The organism is Pseudomonas brassicacearum (assembly GCF_003732225.1).
In the GTDB taxonomy this organism is placed as follows: Bacteria; Pseudomonadota; Gammaproteobacteria; order Pseudomonadales; family Pseudomonadaceae; genus Aquipseudomonas; species Aquipseudomonas brassicacearum_E.
This window is the reverse complement of the sequence record NZ_MOBJ01000002.1, coordinates 200,119-217,581: the sequence shown is the minus strand read 5'-3', so window position 1 is coordinate 217,581 and position 17,463 is coordinate 200,119. Positions and strand designations below refer to the sequence as shown.

13 protein-coding genes are annotated in these 17,463 nt (G+C 59.6%); 7 read left to right on the top strand and 6 right to left on the bottom strand.

What is annotated here, in order from left to right; all coding sequences use genetic code 11:
- The first annotated feature begins 203 nt into the window (after window positions 1-203).
- Window positions 204-695, top strand: a complete 492-nt coding sequence (locus BK659_RS02580; RefSeq protein WP_123423579.1) for a GreA/GreB family elongation factor — start codon at window positions 204-206, stop codon at window positions 693-695.
- A gap of 78 nt (window positions 696-773) precedes the next feature.
- Here the strand turns inward: BK659_RS02580 and ettA are convergent, their stop codons facing one another.
- A complete protein-coding gene (ettA, locus tag BK659_RS02575; protein WP_123423578.1) occupies window positions 774-2,438 on the bottom strand; it encodes an energy-dependent translational throttle protein EttA in 1,665 nt (554 codons plus the stop codon).
- A 285-nt stretch (window positions 2,439-2,723) separates the two neighbouring features.
- Here ettA and BK659_RS02570 point away from each other — a divergent pair, with 285 nt between their 5' ends.
- From BK659_RS02570 to BK659_RS02550, 5 genes are all read left to right on the top strand, one after another.
- Window positions 2,724-6,572, top strand: a complete 3,849-nt coding sequence (locus BK659_RS02570) for a sensor domain-containing protein (RefSeq protein WP_123423577.1) — start codon at window positions 2,724-2,726, stop codon at window positions 6,570-6,572.
- Window positions 6,573-6,797: 225 nt separating this feature from the next.
- Window positions 6,798-8,051 carry a serine hydroxymethyltransferase gene (glyA, locus tag BK659_RS02565; RefSeq protein WP_123423576.1) on the top strand — a complete coding sequence of 418 codons (1,254 nt, stop codon included), beginning with the start codon at window positions 6,798-6,800 and terminating at the stop codon, window positions 8,049-8,051.
- 353 nt (window positions 8,052-8,404) lie between these two features.
- Window positions 8,405-9,718 carry a C4-dicarboxylate transporter DctA gene (locus BK659_RS02560; RefSeq protein WP_123423575.1) on the top strand — a complete coding sequence of 438 codons (1,314 nt, stop codon included), beginning with the start codon at window positions 8,405-8,407 and terminating at the stop codon, window positions 9,716-9,718.
- Between the two features lie 67 nt (window positions 9,719-9,785).
- Window positions 9,786-10,487, top strand: coding sequence for a FadR/GntR family transcriptional regulator (locus tag BK659_RS02555; RefSeq protein ID WP_123423574.1), 702 nt, complete (start codon window positions 9,786-9,788; stop codon window positions 10,485-10,487).
- 48 nt (window positions 10,488-10,535) lie between these two features.
- Window positions 10,536-11,246 carry a GntR family transcriptional regulator gene (locus BK659_RS02550; protein WP_123423573.1) on the top strand — a complete coding sequence of 237 codons (711 nt, stop codon included), beginning with the start codon at window positions 10,536-10,538 and terminating at the stop codon, window positions 11,244-11,246.
- Window positions 11,247-11,394: 148 nt separating this feature from the next.
- Here BK659_RS02550 and yjiA read toward each other — a convergent pair whose 3' ends face one another.
- The 3 genes from yjiA to BK659_RS02535 all read right to left on the bottom strand — a co-directional run bounded on the left by yjiA (window position 11,395) and on the right by BK659_RS02535 (window position 14,825).
- Window positions 11,395-12,366, bottom strand: a complete 972-nt coding sequence (gene yjiA / locus BK659_RS02545; RefSeq protein WP_123423572.1) for a GTPase — start codon at window positions 12,364-12,366, stop codon at window positions 11,395-11,397.
- Window positions 12,367-12,545: 179 nt separating this feature from the next.
- Window positions 12,546-12,743, bottom strand: a complete 198-nt coding sequence (locus BK659_RS02540) for a YbdD/YjiX family protein (protein ID WP_010448516.1) — start codon at window positions 12,741-12,743, stop codon at window positions 12,546-12,548.
- A gap of 15 nt (window positions 12,744-12,758) precedes the next feature.
- Window positions 12,759-14,825, bottom strand: a complete 2,067-nt coding sequence (locus BK659_RS02535) for a carbon starvation CstA family protein (RefSeq protein WP_123423571.1) — start codon at window positions 14,823-14,825, stop codon at window positions 12,759-12,761.
- Between the two features lie 158 nt (window positions 14,826-14,983).
- On the opposite strand from BK659_RS02535, the gene BK659_RS02530 reads away from it, so the two are divergent.
- The gene (locus tag BK659_RS02530) at window positions 14,984-15,352 is read left to right on the top strand and encodes a PilZ domain-containing protein (RefSeq protein WP_123423570.1); all 369 of its coding nucleotides are present in this window, start codon (window positions 14,984-14,986) and stop codon (window positions 15,350-15,352) included.
- Window positions 15,353-15,491: 139 nt separating this feature from the next.
- Here BK659_RS02530 and radA read toward each other — a convergent pair whose 3' ends face one another.
- Both radA and BK659_RS02520 read right to left on the bottom strand, forming a co-directional pair.
- Entirely contained in the window at window positions 15,492-16,859 is a 1,368-nt protein-coding gene (gene radA, locus BK659_RS02525; RefSeq protein WP_019691594.1) for a DNA repair protein RadA, read from the bottom strand.
- A gap of 45 nt (window positions 16,860-16,904) precedes the next feature.
- Complete coding sequence (locus tag BK659_RS02520; RefSeq protein ID WP_123423569.1) at window positions 16,905-17,459, bottom strand: ankyrin repeat domain-containing protein; 555 nt, start codon at window positions 17,457-17,459, stop codon at window positions 16,905-16,907.
- Window positions 17,460-17,463: the final 4 nt, after the last annotated feature.

Below are 17,463 nucleotides of genomic sequence, written 5' to 3'. Positions count from 1 at the left end.
ATCGCAGCCTTCGGCAGCTCCTACAGGGTTCTCGATTCACTCGTAGGAGCTGGCGAAGCCTGCGATCTTTTGATCTTGCTTTTCACCACTTCCCGATTTGCTCCATAGGCCATTCCTTATCGCTCGCAGCAGGTCGTTTTCGGACAACCTTCGAAACCAAAAGACTGCGACGATGGCCGAAACCCCATTCAGGGAGAACCGCCATGAGCCGCGCTTTCGTCAATGAAGATAACGCCACCCCACAAGCCGACCAGCCGGTAGAACGCCAGGTCAGCACGCAGCCCAACTACGTCACGCCCGAAGGGCTGGCCCTGCTGCAGGCCAAAGTCGCCGAGTTGCAAACCCTGCACGGCGAACAGTCAGCCCGCGAGGAAGCTGACCCACAGTGGCTGGCCGATCTCGAGCGCGATTTGCGTTACTTCAATCAACGCCTGCAAAGCGCTCAAGTGGTGACACCGGCCACTTCCACCAAAAAAGTGCAGATTGGCAGTTGGGTGACGTACGCCGATGAGCTGGGGACCGAACGACGCGTGCAACTGGTCGGCGAAGATCAGGCCGCTGCCGCCAAAGGCCTGATCAACTGGAGCTCACCGCTGGGGCGAGCGCTGCTCGGCGCACAGCTGAACGACGAAGTGCTCTGGCGGCGACCGGCCGGTGATCAGTTGATCGAAATCATCCGCATCGAACCGAGCTGAACCGCACCCATAGCCTGGGAATGACGCGCAAAAAAAAACGGAGCCCGAAGGCCCCGTTTTTTTATGCAACCAGCCTGATCAGGCCAGTTTCTTGTGACGCACCCGGTGCGGCTGGGAAGCGGCATCGCCGAGACGCTTTTTGCGGTCGGCTTCGTACTCGGTGTAGTTACCTTCGAAGAACACGGCTTGCGAGTCGTCTTCGTACGCCAGGATGTGAGTCGCGACGCGGTCAAGGAACCACCGATCGTGAGAGATCACAATGGCGGCGCCCGGGAAGTCCAGCAGGGCTTCTTCCAGCGAACGCAGGGTTTCAACGTCGAGGTCGTTGGACGGTTCGTCGAGCAGCAGGACGTTGCCGCCCTCTTTCAGGGTCAGCGCCAGGTGCAAGCGACCACGCTCACCACCGGACAGGTCCTTGACGAACTTCTGCTGATCGCCGCCCTTGAAGTTGAAGCGACCGACATACGTGCGCGACGGGATCTCGTAGTTGCCGATGCGGATCTGGTCGGAACCGTCGGAGATCTGCTGGAACACGGTCTTGCTGCCGTCCAGGTCTTCGCGGCTCTGGTCGACACAGGCCAGTTGCACGGTTTCACCGACTTCGATGCTGCCCGAATCCGGTGTTTCCTTGCCCATCAGCATACGGAACAGCGTGGATTTACCCGCACCGTTACCGCCGATCACGCCGACGATGGCGCCTTTCGGCATGGAGAACGACAGGTTGTCGATCAGAACGCGATCGCCATAGCCCTTGGTGACGTTCTTGAATTCGATGACCTTGTCGCCCAGGCGTGGACCGGCCGGGATGTAGATCTCGTTGGTTTCGCTGCGCTTCTGGAATTCCTGCGATTGCATTTCTTCGAAGCGTTGCAGACGAGCCTTGGATTTCGACTGACGAGCCTTGGCGCCTTTGCGCACCCACTCCAGCTCTTCCTTCATGGCCTTTTCATGGGCCGACTGCTGTTTGGATTCGGCGGCCAGACGATCGGACTTGGCTTCCAGCCAACCCGAATAGTTGCCCTCGTACGGAATACCGGCGCCGCGGTCGAGTTCCAGGATCCAGCCTGCAACGTTGTCCAGGAAGTAACGGTCGTGCGTGATCGCAACCACGGTACCCGGGAAGTCGTGGAGGAAATGCTCCAGCCAGGCCACGGAGTCGGCGTCCAGGTGGTTGGTCGGTTCGTCGAGCAGCAGCATGTCCGGCGCGGACAGCAGCAGACGGCACAGGGCCACACGACGTTTTTCACCACCGGACAGGAATTCGATCTTAGCGTCCCAGGCCGGCAGACGCAGCGCATCGGCGGCGACTTCCAGTTGGCGATCCAGATTGTGACCGTCGCCCGCCTGCAGGATGGCTTCGAGTTTGGCCTGTTCAGCGGCCAGCTTGTCGAAGTCGGCATCCGGGTCGGCGTATTCGGCGTAGACCTGATCCAGTCGCGCCTGGGCGTCCTTGATCACGCTGACCGCTTCCTCGACCACTTCACGCACGGTCTTGGTCGGATCCAGCAACGGTTCTTGCGGCAGGTAGCCGATGTTCAGCTCCGGCATCGGACGGGCTTCGCCGTCGAACTCGGTGTCGACGCCAGCCATGATTTTCAGCAGAGTGGACTTACCCGAACCGTTGAGGCCGAGTACGCCGATCTTGGCGCCTGGGAAGAATGACAGCGAAATGTTTTTCAGGATTTCCCGCTTCGGCGGAACAACTTTGCCCAGCCGATGCATGGTGAAGACGTATTGAGCCATGGAGAACCTAGGGTCAGTGACTGATGAATATAAGCACGGGCGAAGCCCGGGCCAGGCCATACACGCCGCCAGCGATTGATTGTTATCAATACGTGCGCGCGAAAAAAGCCTGAGTCTAAGAGCTGGAACGCTCCCGCGTAACCGGCAAAGCTACCTTAATGATGAAAGGCAGTCCAGCCGAGAGGGGCTGGCACTTTGCCACAACTCAAGGCATGCTAGCCGCCCTCCGGGCGTCCGGCTTATAGTGCACGTCGCGCCAATCCAGCCAAACCGCAGGATCACAGTTTGTCCAATGTCACTCCGCCTTCGTCCGTGAGCGCACTGCACCCTGCGACCGGATCGCCCCTGCGCGGCACCTTGAAAGGTGCATTGGCGACGCTCGTCCTGCTGTTGATCGGATTGCTGCTCTGGCAGTTGTTCGATCAACTGAGCGAAACCCAGAAAAACCAGCGCCAATACACCATCGACTACACCGCCGATCTGGCCGCGCAAGTCAGCCTGAACATGGCGCTTAACGCGCAGATCGCGCTGAATCTGCTACCGATCGTAGAACAACCGCAAACCGCTGATCAGCAACAGGCGTTGTTGCGCAAACTGCAGCAGTCCTTGCCTGACTTGCTCAGCCTCGCACTGCTCAGCCCCTCGGGGAAAATCCTCAGTGACAGCGCCAGCGACAGCCAGGATGCCGATTACCTGGGCGATCTGGTCCGGCGCAGTCACGCCCAGGCACATTACTTCAGCAACGCGAACGACGGATCGGTGGTGCATCTATTGCTGCACCAGGCCAGCGGCAGCACTCGCGGTTATTGGATCTTGCGTCTGCGGCCGACGTTTTTCTCTTCACTGACCAAACAGAGTGACACAGGAATCCGTCCGCTGTGGGTGGTGGAAAACCGCGTCAATCATCAGATCGTCAGCCGTGACGACGGGCTACCCTCGAATAATCCGGGCGTGCTCACCGCCGATGACCTGGCCGACAGCGTGCTGATCGTTCCTCTGAGCAGCAGCGACTGGCAGTTACGCGGGCTGTTTGACCGGCAACGGGTATTCGAGCAACTGCTGCCGGCGTTTATCGGTAAATGCCTGCTGGGTTTGGCCTTCTCGCTGCTACCGCTCATCGCATTGTTGAATATGCGCCGACGCCAGCGTCAGGTACACGACGGGCGTCGGCGCTATCGGGACATCTTCGACGGCACCGGTGTTGCGCTCTGCGTACTGGATCTCTCGGGGCTCAAAGCCTGCCTCGACAAGGCGCAACTGCAAACCAGCGAGCAACTGCGGCTGTGGCTGGAGAACGCCGAGCAACGCCGGCAGCTGCTGCAAGAGTTGCGCATCACTGAAGTCAATCAGATCGCCTTGCACCTGCTCAACGTCCAATCCAGCGAACAAGCCTGGAAGCTGTTGATCGAAGGCGGGCCACTGGATGGCAATGCCATCGGCAACCAGTTGCTCGACGCGGTGATCAACCAGCAGAAACAGCTGGAACTGGAAATCAAGCTCACGGACACACAGGGCCGCGACCAGCATCTGTGGCTGGTGCTGCGCTTGCCGGAAGAACAGCAGGACGCCAAGGCGGTAATCCTCAGCATCACCGACATCACCAGCCGCAAAATTGTCGAGCTGTCGCTGCTGGAACGTGAAGGTTTCTGGTCGGATGTCGTGCGCACCGTCCCGGATCACCTTTACGTGCAGGACGTGATCAGCCAGCGGATGATTTTCAGCAACCATCACCTGGGCCAGACCCTGGGTTACAGCAAAACCGAACTGCACCAGATGGGCGAGTACTTCTGGGAAATTCTGCTGCACCCCGAAGACGCCGATCACTACCACCGTTTGCGTCAGGAACAGCGCCAGGCCGGTTATACCCAACTGATGCAGTGTCAGTTGCGCTTTCGCCACCGCGACGGCAAATGGCGGCGTTTCGAAATCCGCGAGCAAGCGCTGGCGCGGGACAAGCACGACCAGGTTACCCGCATCATTGGCGTGGCCAAAGACATCACCGATCAGATCGAAGCCAGCGAGTCCTTGCGCGACAGTGAACAGCGCTACCGGATGCTCGCCGAAAGCATCAGCGACGTGATTTTCTCCACCGACAGCAAACTCTCGCTCAATTACGTCAGCCCGTCGGTGAACGCCGTGCTCGGCTATGACGTTGACTGGATCTTCCAGAACGGCTGGCAATCAACCATCGCCAACCCGCAACAATTGACCGGCATCTACAGCCTGATGGACCGGGTCAGCAAAGCCCTGGATAAACCCGAACAACTGGCGCAATTGCGCAGTCAGGTGCAAACCCAGTTGTTCCTGTTCGACTGCTTGCGCGCCGACGGACGCAAAATCCCGATCGAGCTGCGCCTGGTATTGGTCTGGGATGAACATGGCGCGTTCGAAGGCGTGCTCGGGGTCGGTCGCGATATCAGCCAACAGCGTCGCGCCGAGAAGGACCTGCGCATGGCGGCCACGGTATTCGAGCATTCGACGTCGGCGATTCTGATCACCGACCCGGCCGGCTACATCGTGCAGGCCAACGAAGCCTTCAGCCGCGTCAGCGGTTATGAAGTGGCGCAGGTCCTCGACCAGTTGCCGAACATGCTGACCGTCGATGATCAGCAGGAAGCCCACCTGCGCTATGTGCTCAAGCAACTGCATCAGCACAGCACCTGGGAAGGTGAAGTCTGGCTCAAGCGCCGCAACGGTGAACACTACCCGGCGTGGGTCGGTATTACGGCAGTACTCGATGACGAAGGCGACCTCGCCAGCTACGTGTGTTTCTTCAGTGACATCAGTGAGCGCAAGGCCAGTGAACAGCGGATTCACCGCCTCGCCTACTACGATGCCCTGACCCACCTGCCCAACCGCACCTTGTTCCAGGACCGGCTGCACACCGCGCTGCAATCGGCGGAGCGGCAGCGGTCATGGGTGGTGTTGATGTTCCTCGACCTCGACCGTTTCAAACCGATCAACGACTCCCTCGGCCACGCCGCCGGCGACCGCATGCTCAAGGAAATGGCGACCCGCCTGCTCGGTTGCGTCGATGATGACGACACGGTAGCGCGCATGGGCGGCGACGAGTTCACCTTGCTCCTGCAACCGCGTGCCAGCCGTGAGATCGCGCTGAACCGGGCGATTCATGTCGCCGAGCAGATCCTTGCCAGCCTGGTGAAGCCATTTGTCCTCGAAAGCCGCGAGTTCTTTGTCACCGCCAGTATCGGCATCGCCTTGAGCCCGCAGGACGGCAACGAGCTGAGCCAGCTGATGAAGAACGCCGACACCGCGATGTACCACGCCAAGGAGCGCGGCAAGAACAACTTCCAGTTCTATCAGGCCGACATGAACGCCAGCGCCCTGGAGCGTCTGGAGCTGGAAAGCGACCTGCGCCACGCCCTTGAGCAAAACGAATTCGTTCTTTACTACCAACCGCAATTCAGCGGCGACGGTAAACGCCTGACCGGTGCTGAAGCCTTGCTGCGCTGGCGTCATCCGCGTCGCGGCCTGGTACCGCCGGGAGACTTCATTCCGGTGCTCGAAGAGCTCGGGCTGGTAGTGGATGTCGGCGACTGGGTGATCAGCGAGGCATGCCGTCAACTCAAAAGCTGGCACCAGAGCAAGGTCCGCGTACCGAAAGTCTCGGTGAACATCTCCGCCCGGCAGTTCTCCGACGGCCAACTTGGCACGCGCATCGCCACCATCCTCAAGGAAACGGGCCTGCCACCGGCCTGCCTGGAGCTGGAACTGACCGAAAGTATCCTGATGCGCGAAGTCAGCGAAGCCATGCAGATTCTCGCCGGGCTGAAAAACCTTGGCCTGAGCATCGCGGTCGACGACTTCGGCACCGGTTATTCTTCGCTGAACTACTTGAAGCAGTTCCCGATCGATGTGCTGAAAATCGACCGGACCTTCGTCGACGGCCTGCCGTCCGGTGAACAGGACGCGCAGATTGCCCGGGCGATCATCGCCATGGCCCACAGCCTCAACCTGGCGGTAATCGCCGAGGGCGTGGAAACCCACGAACAGCTTGAGTTCCTGCGCGAACACGGTTGCGACGAGGTGCAGGGTTATCTGTTCGGGCGCCCGATGCCGGCCAACCGCTTCGAAGCGCAGTTCAGCAATGATGCGTTGTTCATGTTCGACTGAGATTTGCGGTGCGGCGTATGACGCCATCGCGAGCAAGCTCGCTCCCACAGGGAACGCATTTCAAATAGATGTGGGAGCGAGCTTGCTCGCGATGAGGCCTGCACAATCGCCGCATATCCCGTCATGAACACCACTTGTCTGCGACATGATGTCCTTTCATATGCCAGACAAAACCCATTGGGTTAGAATGCCTTCCTTTTCTGCCCCCGATCCTTGAGGACCGCCATGTTCAGCCGTGATTTGACTATTGCCAAGTACGACGCCGACCTTTTTGCCGCCATGGAGCAAGAAGCTCAGCGCCAGGAAGAACACATCGAGCTGATCGCTTCGGAAAACTACACCAGCCCAGCGGTGATGGAAGCTCAAGGCTCGGTTCTGACCAACAAGTACGCCGAAGGCTACCCAGGCAAGCGCTACTACGGTGGTTGCGAGTACGTCGACATTGTTGAGCAGCTTGCAATTGATCGAGCCAAGGAACTGTTCGGCGCCGATTACGCCAACGTTCAGCCACACGCAGGTTCGCAAGCCAACAGCGCCGTTTACCTGGCCCTGCTGCAAGCTGGCGACACCATTCTGGGCATGAGCCTGGCCCACGGCGGTCACCTGACCCACGGCGCCAGCGTTTCCTCCTCCGGCAAGCTGTACAACGCCGTGCAGTACGGTATCGACAGCAACGGCCTGATCGACTACGACGAAGTCGAGCGTCTGGCGGTAGAACACAAGCCAAAAATGATCGTGGCCGGTTTCTCTGCCTACTCGCAGATTCTGGACTTCCCGCGCTTTCGCGAGATCGCTGACAAGGTCGGCGCCTATCTCTTTGTTGATATGGCACACGTTGCGGGGCTGGTCGCTGCTGGCGTCTACCCGAACCCGGTTCCATTCGCTGACGTGGTCACCACCACCACCCACAAGACCCTGCGCGGTCCACGTGGCGGCCTGATCCTGGCTCGCGCCAACGCCGACATCGAGAAGAAGCTGAACTCCGCGGTATTCCCGGGTGCCCAGGGCGGCCCGCTGGAACACGTGATCGCCGCTAAAGCGATCTGCTTCAAGGAAGCACTGCAGCCTGAGTTCAAGACCTACCAGCAACAAGTGGTCAAAAACGCCCAGGCCATGGCCGGTGTATTCATCGAGCGCGGTTTTGACGTGGTCTCCGGTGGTACTGAAAACCACCTGTTCCTGCTGTCGCTGATCAAGCAGGAAATCTCCGGTAAAGACGCTGACGCAGCTCTGGGCAAAGCGTTCATCACCGTGAACAAGAACTCGGTACCGAACGATCCACGCTCCCCGTTCGTCACCTCCGGTCTGCGCTTCGGTACTCCGGCCGTGACCACTCGCGGCTTCAAAGAGGCTGAGTGCAAAGAGCTGGCCGGCTGGATCTGCGACATCCTGGCAGACCTGAACAATGACGCCGTCATCGACGCCGTTCGCGAGAAGGTCAAGGCTATCTGCAAAAAGCTGCCGGTATACGGCGCTTAATCAGCCCGCAGACAGCAGCACGTAAAGCCCGGCCAGTAATGGCCGGGCTTTTTTTCGTCCTCAGATCCTCACTACCCGGCGTAGGAGCTGCCGCAGGCTGCGATCTTTTGATCTTGCTCTTCATCGGTATCGCGGACGCCAAAATCAAAAGATCGCAGCCTTCGGCAGCTCCTACGGGACCAGCACCACTGGTCAGACCGGTCATGCCAATATTCACCTACCCTCTTGTAACTCTGCCAAATTCGAGCCTAAACTGCGCCTGCACTGGACATACCGGTAAGACCACAATAATTAAGTCCTGAATCTGATGCGCACAGCGCACAGCACCCAGGACACTCACCAGGATTCCTCCCATGCTCAGATGGTGCTCGCGCTCAATTTTCCTTCAGGTTGTCCTTGGACTGGTGCTTGGCATCATCTGCGGACTGGTCCTTCCCGAATACTCCGCCCAGCTAAAACCTCTCGGCGACGGCTTCATCAAACTGATCAAAATGCTCATCGGCCTGATCGTGTTCTGCGTGGTAGTCAGCGGCATTTCCGGCGCTGGCGATCTGAAAAAGGTCGGGCGCATCGGCCTCAAATCGGTGATTTACTTCGAAGTGCTGACCACCATCGCCTTGGTGATCGGTCTGGTGTTCGCGTTCAGCACCGGCATCGGCAGTGGTGCGAATATTCATCTGGATCAACTTTCCACCGCCGACATGGGTGACATCGCCCAGCGTGGCCAGCACATGCACACTACCACCCAGTTCCTGATGGATCTGATTCCGACCTCGGTGATGGGTGCATTCGCCGACAACAACATCCTGCAAGTGCTGCTGTTTTCGGTGTTGTTCGGCAGCGCGCTGAACCTGGTGGGTGAAGCGGCGTCGGGAATCTCGCGACTGATCAACGAGCTCAGCCATGTGATCTTCCGCATCATGGGCATGATCGTGCGTCTGGCACCGATTGGTGTGTTTGGTGCGATTGCCTTTACCACCAGCAAATATGGCCTGGATTCACTGCAACACCTGGGCAGTCTGATCGGTCTGTTCTACCTGACGTGTGCGGTGTTCGTGTCACTGGTCCTCGGCTTGGTGATGCGTCTGTCCGGCCTGCGGATGCTGCCGTTTCTCAAGTACCTGCGCGAAGAGTTGCTGATCGTTCTGGGCACCGCCTCCTCCGACGCCGTGCTGCCGCAAATCATGCGCAAACTTGAGCACCTGGGCATCGGCAGTTCGACGGTGGGCCTGGTGATTCCCACCGGATACTCATTCAACCTCGATGGTTTTTCGATCTACCTGACCCTGGCCATCGTGTTCATCGCCAATGCCACCGGTACGCCGCTGGCCATGACCGATTTGCTGACGATCCTGCTGGTCTCGCTGATCACCTCCAAAGGCGCCCACGGCATTCCCGGCTCGGCACTGGTGATTCTGGCGGCGACCCTGACTGCGATCCCGGCGATTCCGGTGGTAGGTCTGGTGCTGGTACTCGCGGTGGACTGGTTCATGGGCATCGGCCGGGCACTGACCAACCTGATCGGTAACTGTGTCGCCACCGTGGCCATCGCCCGCTGGGAAAAAGACATCGATGTCCAGCGTGCCAACAAGGTACTGTCCGGCGAGCAGGGTTACACCTTCCAGCCGCGTAAAGCTCCACCACCGGCACATCAGCAAGAGTTTTGACCCAACCTTGCGCCTGTCATTGGCAGGCACAATAACCAACGCCTTACCGACTCTCATGGAGCGAACAGTGATCACCTCGTCAACAGTTGTAAATTCAGTGGTTCAAAAGCTTCGCGCCGCGTTGGCGCGTGGGCAGTGGCGCTCTGGCGATATGTTGCCGGGGCAACGCGAACTGGCTGAACAACTGGGCATCAGTCGGCCGAGCCTGCGTGAAGCGGTAATTGTGCTGGAGACCCTCGGCCTGGTGCGTTCCATGCCCGGCAAGGGCGTGGTGGTACTGGAAGCCAGCCTCGATGATGCGCCAACCACTGACAGTGGCGTGGCCGGCGCCAGCCTGGAGGATGTACTGCAACTGCGTTACACCCTCGAACCGTTCATTGTCGGGCTGGTTGCCCAATCCATCAGCAGCAAGGAAATCGGCCAACTGCGCCTGACGCTGATGGACATGCGCGAAGCCCTCGAAGCCAATGACAGCGAAGCCGGGATGAACGCCTACATCGACTTCCACGAAGAGCTGTTCACCCTGACCTCGAACCCGATCTTCCAGAACGTCGTGCAGCAAACCAGCAACGCGCTCAAACAGAGCGCCGAGATGCTGCGCAATTCGCCGGAGCATTTGGCCGAGCGCCTGGAAGAAAACGAAACCGTGGTGCGTGCGATCCGCAGCAAAAACAGCGCCCTGGCCAGCGCCGAAATGCGCCGGCACATCCTTCAGGAAGGGAAACGCATGGGCATTGAACTGAACATCCCGGACGACAATCTGGGCTAATAGCTGTAGTAGAAAAAACCCTATCGGCAACCGGACTGGAGACAGGCCATGAGTTCCTACGCCTTGAAGAATCCCGTTTTCTCGATTTCCGCCGCCCTGCCCCTGCGCCGCCAGAGCGAAAAAAAGCGTTGCGTCGACGACATCTATCCGCAGATTTTCGACGCCATTCTTGAACAACGCATTGCCCCGGCCAGCCGATTCACCGAAGAAAGCCTTGGCCAGGCATTTGGCGTCAGCCGCAGTATCATCCGCGAGGTACTGGCGCGGTTGTCCCATCAGCAGGTGGTCATTCTGCGGCCCAATCATCGCCCGCAAGTCGCGGCCCCCGATGCCGAACAAACTCGCCAGATACTCCACGCCCGAAGGCTGACAGAAACCACCCTGGTGCGACTGGCCTGCCAACAACCAACTTCCCGGCACCTGCCGCAGTTACGCGAACTGATCGACCGCGAACGCCGCTGCATCGAACAAAACCAACGCGGGTCGGCGATTCGCCTGTCGGGTGAGTTCCATCTGCAACTGGCGCAAGTCGCCGGCAATGCACCGCTGGCCCAATTTCTCGGAAGCCTGGTGCCGCTGACTTCACTGGCTATCGCCTGCTACGAAGAACAGTCGTGCAGTCATTGTGCGTGGCAAGAGCATGCGGCGATTGTCGAGGCGGTGGAGCGAGGGGATGCCAAGGCTGCCGAGGGGCTGATGACCCTGCATCTGGATCATATTGAGGAGAAACTGCTGAACTCAGGGCTAGCGTCTAGTTGAAATCGTGTTGCCGGTTAGATCGCCTTCGCGAGCAAGCTCGCTCCCACATTGGATTTGTGTCGAACCACATAGAGTGGGCAATACAGATCAAGTGTGGGAGCGAGCTTGCTCGCGATAGCGGCCTCAAACACGCTAAAAATGCCCGACCTTACTCCGCAGACACCCGCGCAAACCCTGCGCGGATTTTCTCTTCCGGCAATTCATCGGCGATAAACACGATCACGCTCTCGCGCGCTTCATCCTCGGCCCACTCAGTATCCCAGTCAAAACCGTACAACTTCAGCACGCCCTGAAACACCATGCGTCGTGGTTCGCTGATGATGTTCAGCACACCTTTGTAGCGCAGCAGTTGCTTGCCGTGGTCTTCCAGCAGTTCGTTCATGAACTCGCTGAGCTTGTCGATATCCAGCGCTTTGTCGGTACGCAGCACCAGGCTGGAGATACGATCGATGGAAGGCGCCTTGCTCAGCGGACGCAGGCTTACACCGCCGCCGAGGTCGGCGTTGAGATTGAAGCCACGCACATCGAGCAACTCGGCCAGATCGATCTTGCCGTGTTCGACCACGCGGATCGGCGCGCGACGATTGATCCGGGTCAGACGTTCGCTCAGAGCGTTAAACGTCGCCTCGTCGACCAGATCGCGCTTGCTCACCAGCAAGCGGTCGGCAAAACCGATCTGCGCCTGAGCGATGGTCTGGGTCAGGTGCTGCTCGGCGTGAGCCGCATCGACCAGGGTGATGATGCCGTCGAGGATGTAGCGCTCGCGCAGCTCTTCATCGATAAAAAAGGTTTGCGCTACCGGCGCCGGATCAGCCAGGCCGGTGCATTCGATCACCAGACGGTCGAAGGCGATTTCACCGCTGTCCAGGCGTTCGAGTAACAGGTACAGGGCCTTGGTCAGGTCGGTGTGAATAGTGCAGCAGACGCAGCCGTTGGACAACGTCATGACTTGCACCGGCTCATCACCCAGTAGCTGGGTGTCGATGCCGGCGTCGCTGAATTCGTTCTCGATCACGGCGATTTTCAGGCCGTGCTCGGCTTTGAGCAGGTGGCGCAGCAACGTGGTTTTGCCGGCACCGAGAAAGCCACTGAGGACTGTTACCGGAATGGGAGAGGACAAACTCGATCTCCTTCAACTGCACAAATAAAAAAGTGGAAGCGGACTTGTGTGGGAGCGAGCTTGCTCGCGATGGCATCACCTCGGTTTTGTCGATAAACCGAGTTGCCTGCATCGCGAGCAAGCTCGCTCCCACAAAAAGCCTGCTCCCACATCACAGCTGTTAACCCGCCGTCAGCGAGTCAACAGCACTTCGGCCCACCCTTGCCACCGTAACGAGCCTCCTGGCGTTCCCGAAAGAACGCCTCGTAGCTCATCACCGGTTTGTCCGGGTGTTTGGTTTGCATATGCTCGACGTAGGTGTCGTAGTCGGGCATGCCGACCATCAGGCGCGCGGCCTGACCGAGGTATTTACCGAGGCGACTCAGGTCATTGAACATAGTTGCAATCCTCGATTACGCGTCCGGAACAGTCTGGAATGGCGATTCTTTATCCGTGCGTTCCTTACTGCCCCAGGCGGAAATACCGACCTTGAGCGCATAGAACAGGATGCTGAAGACCACGAACAGGAACAGCGCCGTCAGCGTTGCGTTGGTGTAGGCGTTGTAGATCACGTGCTGCATCTGCGTGATGTCCTTGGCCGGTGCGAGGATCTGACCGTTGGCCAGGGCATCGCTGTATTTCTTCGCCAGCGACAGGAAGCCGATCGCCGGGTTGGCGTCGAACAACTTGATGAAACCGGCGGTGGTGGTGCAGATCAACAGCCAGGCCGCTGGCAGCAAGGTCACCCAGATGTAGCGTTGGCGTTTCATTTTGATCAGCACAACGGTGCCGAGCATCAGCGCGATACCGGCCAGCATCTGGTTGGAGATACCGAACAGCGGCCACAAGGTGTTGATGCCACCCAGCGGGTCGATCACGCCTTGGTACAGCAGGTAACCCCACATCGCCACGCAACCACCGGTCGCGATCAGGTTCGCAGTCCAGGATTCCGTGCGTCTGAGCGCTGGCACAAAGGAGCCAAGCAAGTCCTGCAGCATGAAACGCCCGGCACGCGTCCCGGCGTCGACCGCGGTCAGGATGAACAGCGCTTCGAACAGGATCGCGAAGTGGTACCAGAACGCCATGGTGTTTTCACCCGGCAGAACACTGTGCAGGATCTGCGCGATACCGACCGCCAGGGTCGGCGCACCGCCGGCGCGAGCCAGAACGGTGGTTTCACCAATGTCCCTGGCCACCGCTTGCAGGGCTTCCGGGGTGATCGCAAAGCCCCAGCTGCTGACGGTTTGCGCGACTTGCATCACATCACCGCCGACGATCGCCGCCGGGCTGTTCATCGCGAAGTACACGCCAGGTTCGATCACCGAAGCGGCCACCATTGCCATGATGGCCACGAAGGACTCCATCAGCATGCCGCCATAACCGATGTAACGGGCATGACTTTCGCTGGCCAGCAGCTTGGGCGTTGTCCCCGAAGCGATCAGCGCGTGGAAACCGGAGACCGCGCCACAGGCGATGGTGATGAACAGGAACGGGAACAGCCCGCCCTTCCACACCGGTCCGGTGCCATCGATGAACTGGGTCAGTGCCGGCATTTTCAGCTCGGGCATGGTGATCAGGATGCCGATTGCCAAGGCAACGATGGTGCCGATTTTGAGGAAGGTCGACAGGTAGTCACGTGGCGCCAGGATCAGCCAGACCGGCAGTACCGCGGCAACGAAACCGTAGCCGATCAGCATCCAGGTGATCTGGATCCCGGTGAAGCTGAACGCCTTGGCCCAGACCGGATCAGCGGCAATCTGCCCACCGAGCCAGATCGAACCGAGCAACAGCAGCACACCGACGATGGAGATTTCACCGATGCGGCCCGGGCGGATGTAGCGCATGTACACGCCCATGAACATCGCGATCGGGATGGTCGCCATCACCGTGAAAATGCCCCACGGGCTTTCGGCCAGGGCCTTGACCACGATCAGCGCCAGCACCGCGAGGATGATGATCATGATCAGGAAGCAGCCAAACAGCGCGATGGTCCCGGGGATGCGGCCCATTTCCTCACGGACCATGTCGCCCAGGGAGCGACCGTTGCGGCGGGTCGACATGAACAGGACCATGAAATCCTGAACGGCACCGGCCAGCACCACGCCGGCGATCAGCCAGAGCGTACCGGGCAAATAGCCCATCTGCGCCGCCAGTACTGGGCCGACCAGTGGCCCGGCGCCCGCGATGGCGGCGAAGTGGTGACCGAAAAGGATGTGTTTGTTGGTCGGCACATAGTCCAGACCATCGTTGTTGAGCACTGCGGGGGTAGCTCGCAGTGGATCGAGCTGCATCACATTGTTAGCAATAAACAGACTGTAGTAACGGTACGCAACCAGATAAATGGCGACTGCCGCGACCACAATCCACAAGGCGTTGATCGCCTCGCCGCGGCGCAAGGCCACAACTCCCAAGGCGCACGCGCCTACAACTGCCAGCACCAGCCAAGGTAAGTGGCGTAGCAGGCTATTATTATTTTTCATTTTTGATTCCAGCCAGAGTGGACAAAAAAGACAGCCAACCCGAGTTTAGCGCTACTGGCGCCAAAGACCATACCCCGACCTAGGTCTAGCGTCGTACCGACAGTGGCAGCCGGTGCAGATGCGGGTCTATAGTCAGCGAACACCCAGAGGATTGCGCCATGAGGGACCACCCCGCCAATCGCCGCCGCTTCAAACGCATTGCATTCGATGCCAGCACCGAGCTCAGCCAAGGCGAGCATCGCTGGCCGGTGAAACTGCTCGACCTGTCACTCAAGGGCTTGTTGATCGAACGTCCCGAGCCGTGGCTTGGGGACAAGGAGAAGATGTTTTCGGTCGACATTCACTTGAGCAAGGACACCGAGATCCGCATGGACGTGCAACTGTCCCATGACAATAACCACCAGTTGGGCTTCGTCTGTCGGTACATAGGCCTGGAGTCCGTCAGCAGCCTGCGACGGCTGGTCGAACTCAATACGGGTGATCACGCCGAACTTGAACGGGAGCTGGGCGCGCTGATCGACCTCTGACCGCTCTCGTAGGAGCTGCCGCAGGCTGCGATCTTTTGATCTTCAGCGATTCGACTGATGCCACACATCAAAAGATCGCAGCCTGCGGCAGCTCCTACGGGGGCTGTGTTTATTCGATTAGGGTGTCCAGGGATTGTGCTTATTCAAATAGCGCGTCGAGTGCCTGTTCCAGTCGGGTCACCGCGATGATCCGCAAACCGGCAGGCGCTTCTTTCGGCGCATTGCCCTTGGGCACGATCGCGCGTTTGAAGCCGTGCTTGGCGGCTTCCTTCAAGCGTTCCTGACCACTTGGCACCGGCCGCACCTCACCGGACAAGCCGACCTCACCAAACACCAGCAGATCGTGAGGCAATGGCCGATTGCGCAGGCTGGACATCACGGCCGCCATCAACGCCAGGTCGGACGCCGTTTCCAGCACCTTGACCCCACCGACCACGTTGAGAAACACGTCCTGGTCGTGGGTCGGAATACCGCCGTGGCGGTGCAACACCGCCAACAGCATGGCCAGACGATTCTGATCCAGCCCCAGGGTCACCCGGCGCGGGTTGGCCAGGTGGCTGTCGTCCACCAGTGCCTGAACTTCCACCAGCATTGGTCGCGTGCCTTCCCACGTCGCCATCACCACGCTGCCCGGTACTTCTTCCTGCGCACGCGTGAGGAAAATCGCCGAAGGGTTTGAGACTTCCTTCAGGCCCTTGTCGGTCATACCGAACACGCCCAATTCGTTGACGGCACCAAAACGGTTTTTCACCGCCCGCAGCAGACGCAAGCGTCCATCAGACTCGCCTTCGAAATACAGCACCGTATCGACCATGTGCTCCAGCACTCTTGGCCCAGCCAATGCACCTTCTTTAGTCACGTGGCCGACGAGGAAAATCGCCGTGCCGCTCTGCTTTGCGTAACGCACCAGCAACGCCGCGCTTTCGCGAACCTGCGACACGCCGCCCGGCGCCGATTGCAGTTGCTCGGTGAAAATCGTCTGGATCGAGTCGATCACCATGACCTTGGGTTTCTCCACCCGGGCCGTGGCAATGATGGTTTCGATGCAGGTTTCGGTCATGACCCGCAGTTGATCTTGCGGCAAGCCCAGACGTCGAGCGCGCATGGCCACTTGCTGCTGGGATTCCTCCCCCGTGACGTAGAGCGCCGGCATGCGGGTCGCGAGGTTGCAGAGGGTTTGCAGGAGGATGGTCGACTTGCCGATACCCGGATCACCGCCGATCAGCACCACCGAGCCGTCGACCAGACCGCCACCGAGCACGCGGTCCAGCTCACCGGACGCGGTGGAGAAACGTGGAATCTCTTCGACGCTGACTTCGGCCAGCGTCTTGATCTGCGCCTGCTGCCCGGCCCAGCCAGTGCGACCGCTGGGGGCTGCGGCACCGCCACTTTCCACCAGGGTTTCGGTCAGGGTGTTCCAGGCCCCGCATTCACCGCATTGGCCGGCCCACTTGGGGAAGGTCGAGCCGCACTCGGTGCAGCCGTACATGCGCTTTGCCTTGGCCATCTGAACTCCCGGAAAAAACCGCGATGATAGCTCAGCTGGACACAATCAGCGCGGCGCCGCGGTACGGATTTCGCCCTCGGCCAGACGCGCGGCGCTGTTGCCCAACGGATCCTCGGCCTTCAGGTCGGCGCCCTTGGCTGCCAACGCGTCGAGCAACTCGACTCGTTTGAACAGGCCCGCATACATCGCCGCTGTCTGGCCCACGCCATTACGTTGGTCCGGGCTGCAATCGGTCGCCAACAGACGTCGGGCGATTTGCACTTCGCCCTTGAAGATCGCCCCCATCAGCGCCGTGTTGCCACGCAGGTCCTGGGAACAGGCATTAGCCCCGGCGCCGAGCAACCGCTCTACCGCCGCAGACTGACCGTGGTAAGCCGCCAGGATCAAAGCGGTGTAACCCTTGCTGTCGCGAGTATCGAGGGAATAGCCCGCCTCGATGAACGTCTCGAGCATCGGCACATCGCCGCGACGAGCGGCGTCGAAGTAGTAATCCTGCAATTGCGCCTTGAGCACTGCCGGATCCTTGGTGAGGTCGGCACCCGGCTCTGCGTAAACGCTGAACGCCAGGCTGGCCATAAACAGGTAAAGATAGATTCGCATGGCA

Excerpts from the sequence above, each read along its gene's own strand:
- BK659_RS02530 (WP_123423570.1), top strand. The coding sequence starts at position 14,984 with ATGAGGGACCACCCCGCCAATCGCCGCCGCTTCAAACGCATTGCATTC.
- radA (WP_019691594.1), bottom strand. The coding sequence starts at position 16,859 with ATGGCCAAGGCAAAGCGCATGTACGGCTGCACCGAGTGCGGCTCGACC.
- BK659_RS02580 (WP_123423579.1), top strand. The coding sequence starts at position 204 with ATGAGCCGCGCTTTCGTCAATGAAGATAACGCCACCCCACAAGCCGAC.
- BK659_RS02535 (WP_123423571.1), bottom strand. The coding sequence starts at position 14,825 with ATGAAAAATAATAATAGCCTGCTACGCCACTTACCTTGGCTGGTGCTG.
- BK659_RS02520 (WP_123423569.1), bottom strand. The coding sequence starts at position 17,459 with ATGCGAATCTATCTTTACCTGTTTATGGCCAGCCTGGCGTTCAGCGTT.
- ettA (WP_123423578.1), bottom strand. The coding sequence starts at position 2,438 with ATGGCTCAATACGTCTTCACCATGCATCGGCTGGGCAAAGTTGTTCCG.
- BK659_RS02560 (WP_123423575.1), top strand. The coding sequence starts at position 8,405 with ATGCTCAGATGGTGCTCGCGCTCAATTTTCCTTCAGGTTGTCCTTGGA.
- BK659_RS02540 (WP_010448516.1), bottom strand. The coding sequence starts at position 12,743 with ATGTTCAATGACCTGAGTCGCCTCGGTAAATACCTCGGTCAGGCCGCG.
- BK659_RS02550 (WP_123423573.1), top strand. The coding sequence starts at position 10,536 with ATGAGTTCCTACGCCTTGAAGAATCCCGTTTTCTCGATTTCCGCCGCC.
- glyA (WP_123423576.1), top strand. The coding sequence starts at position 6,798 with ATGTTCAGCCGTGATTTGACTATTGCCAAGTACGACGCCGACCTTTTT.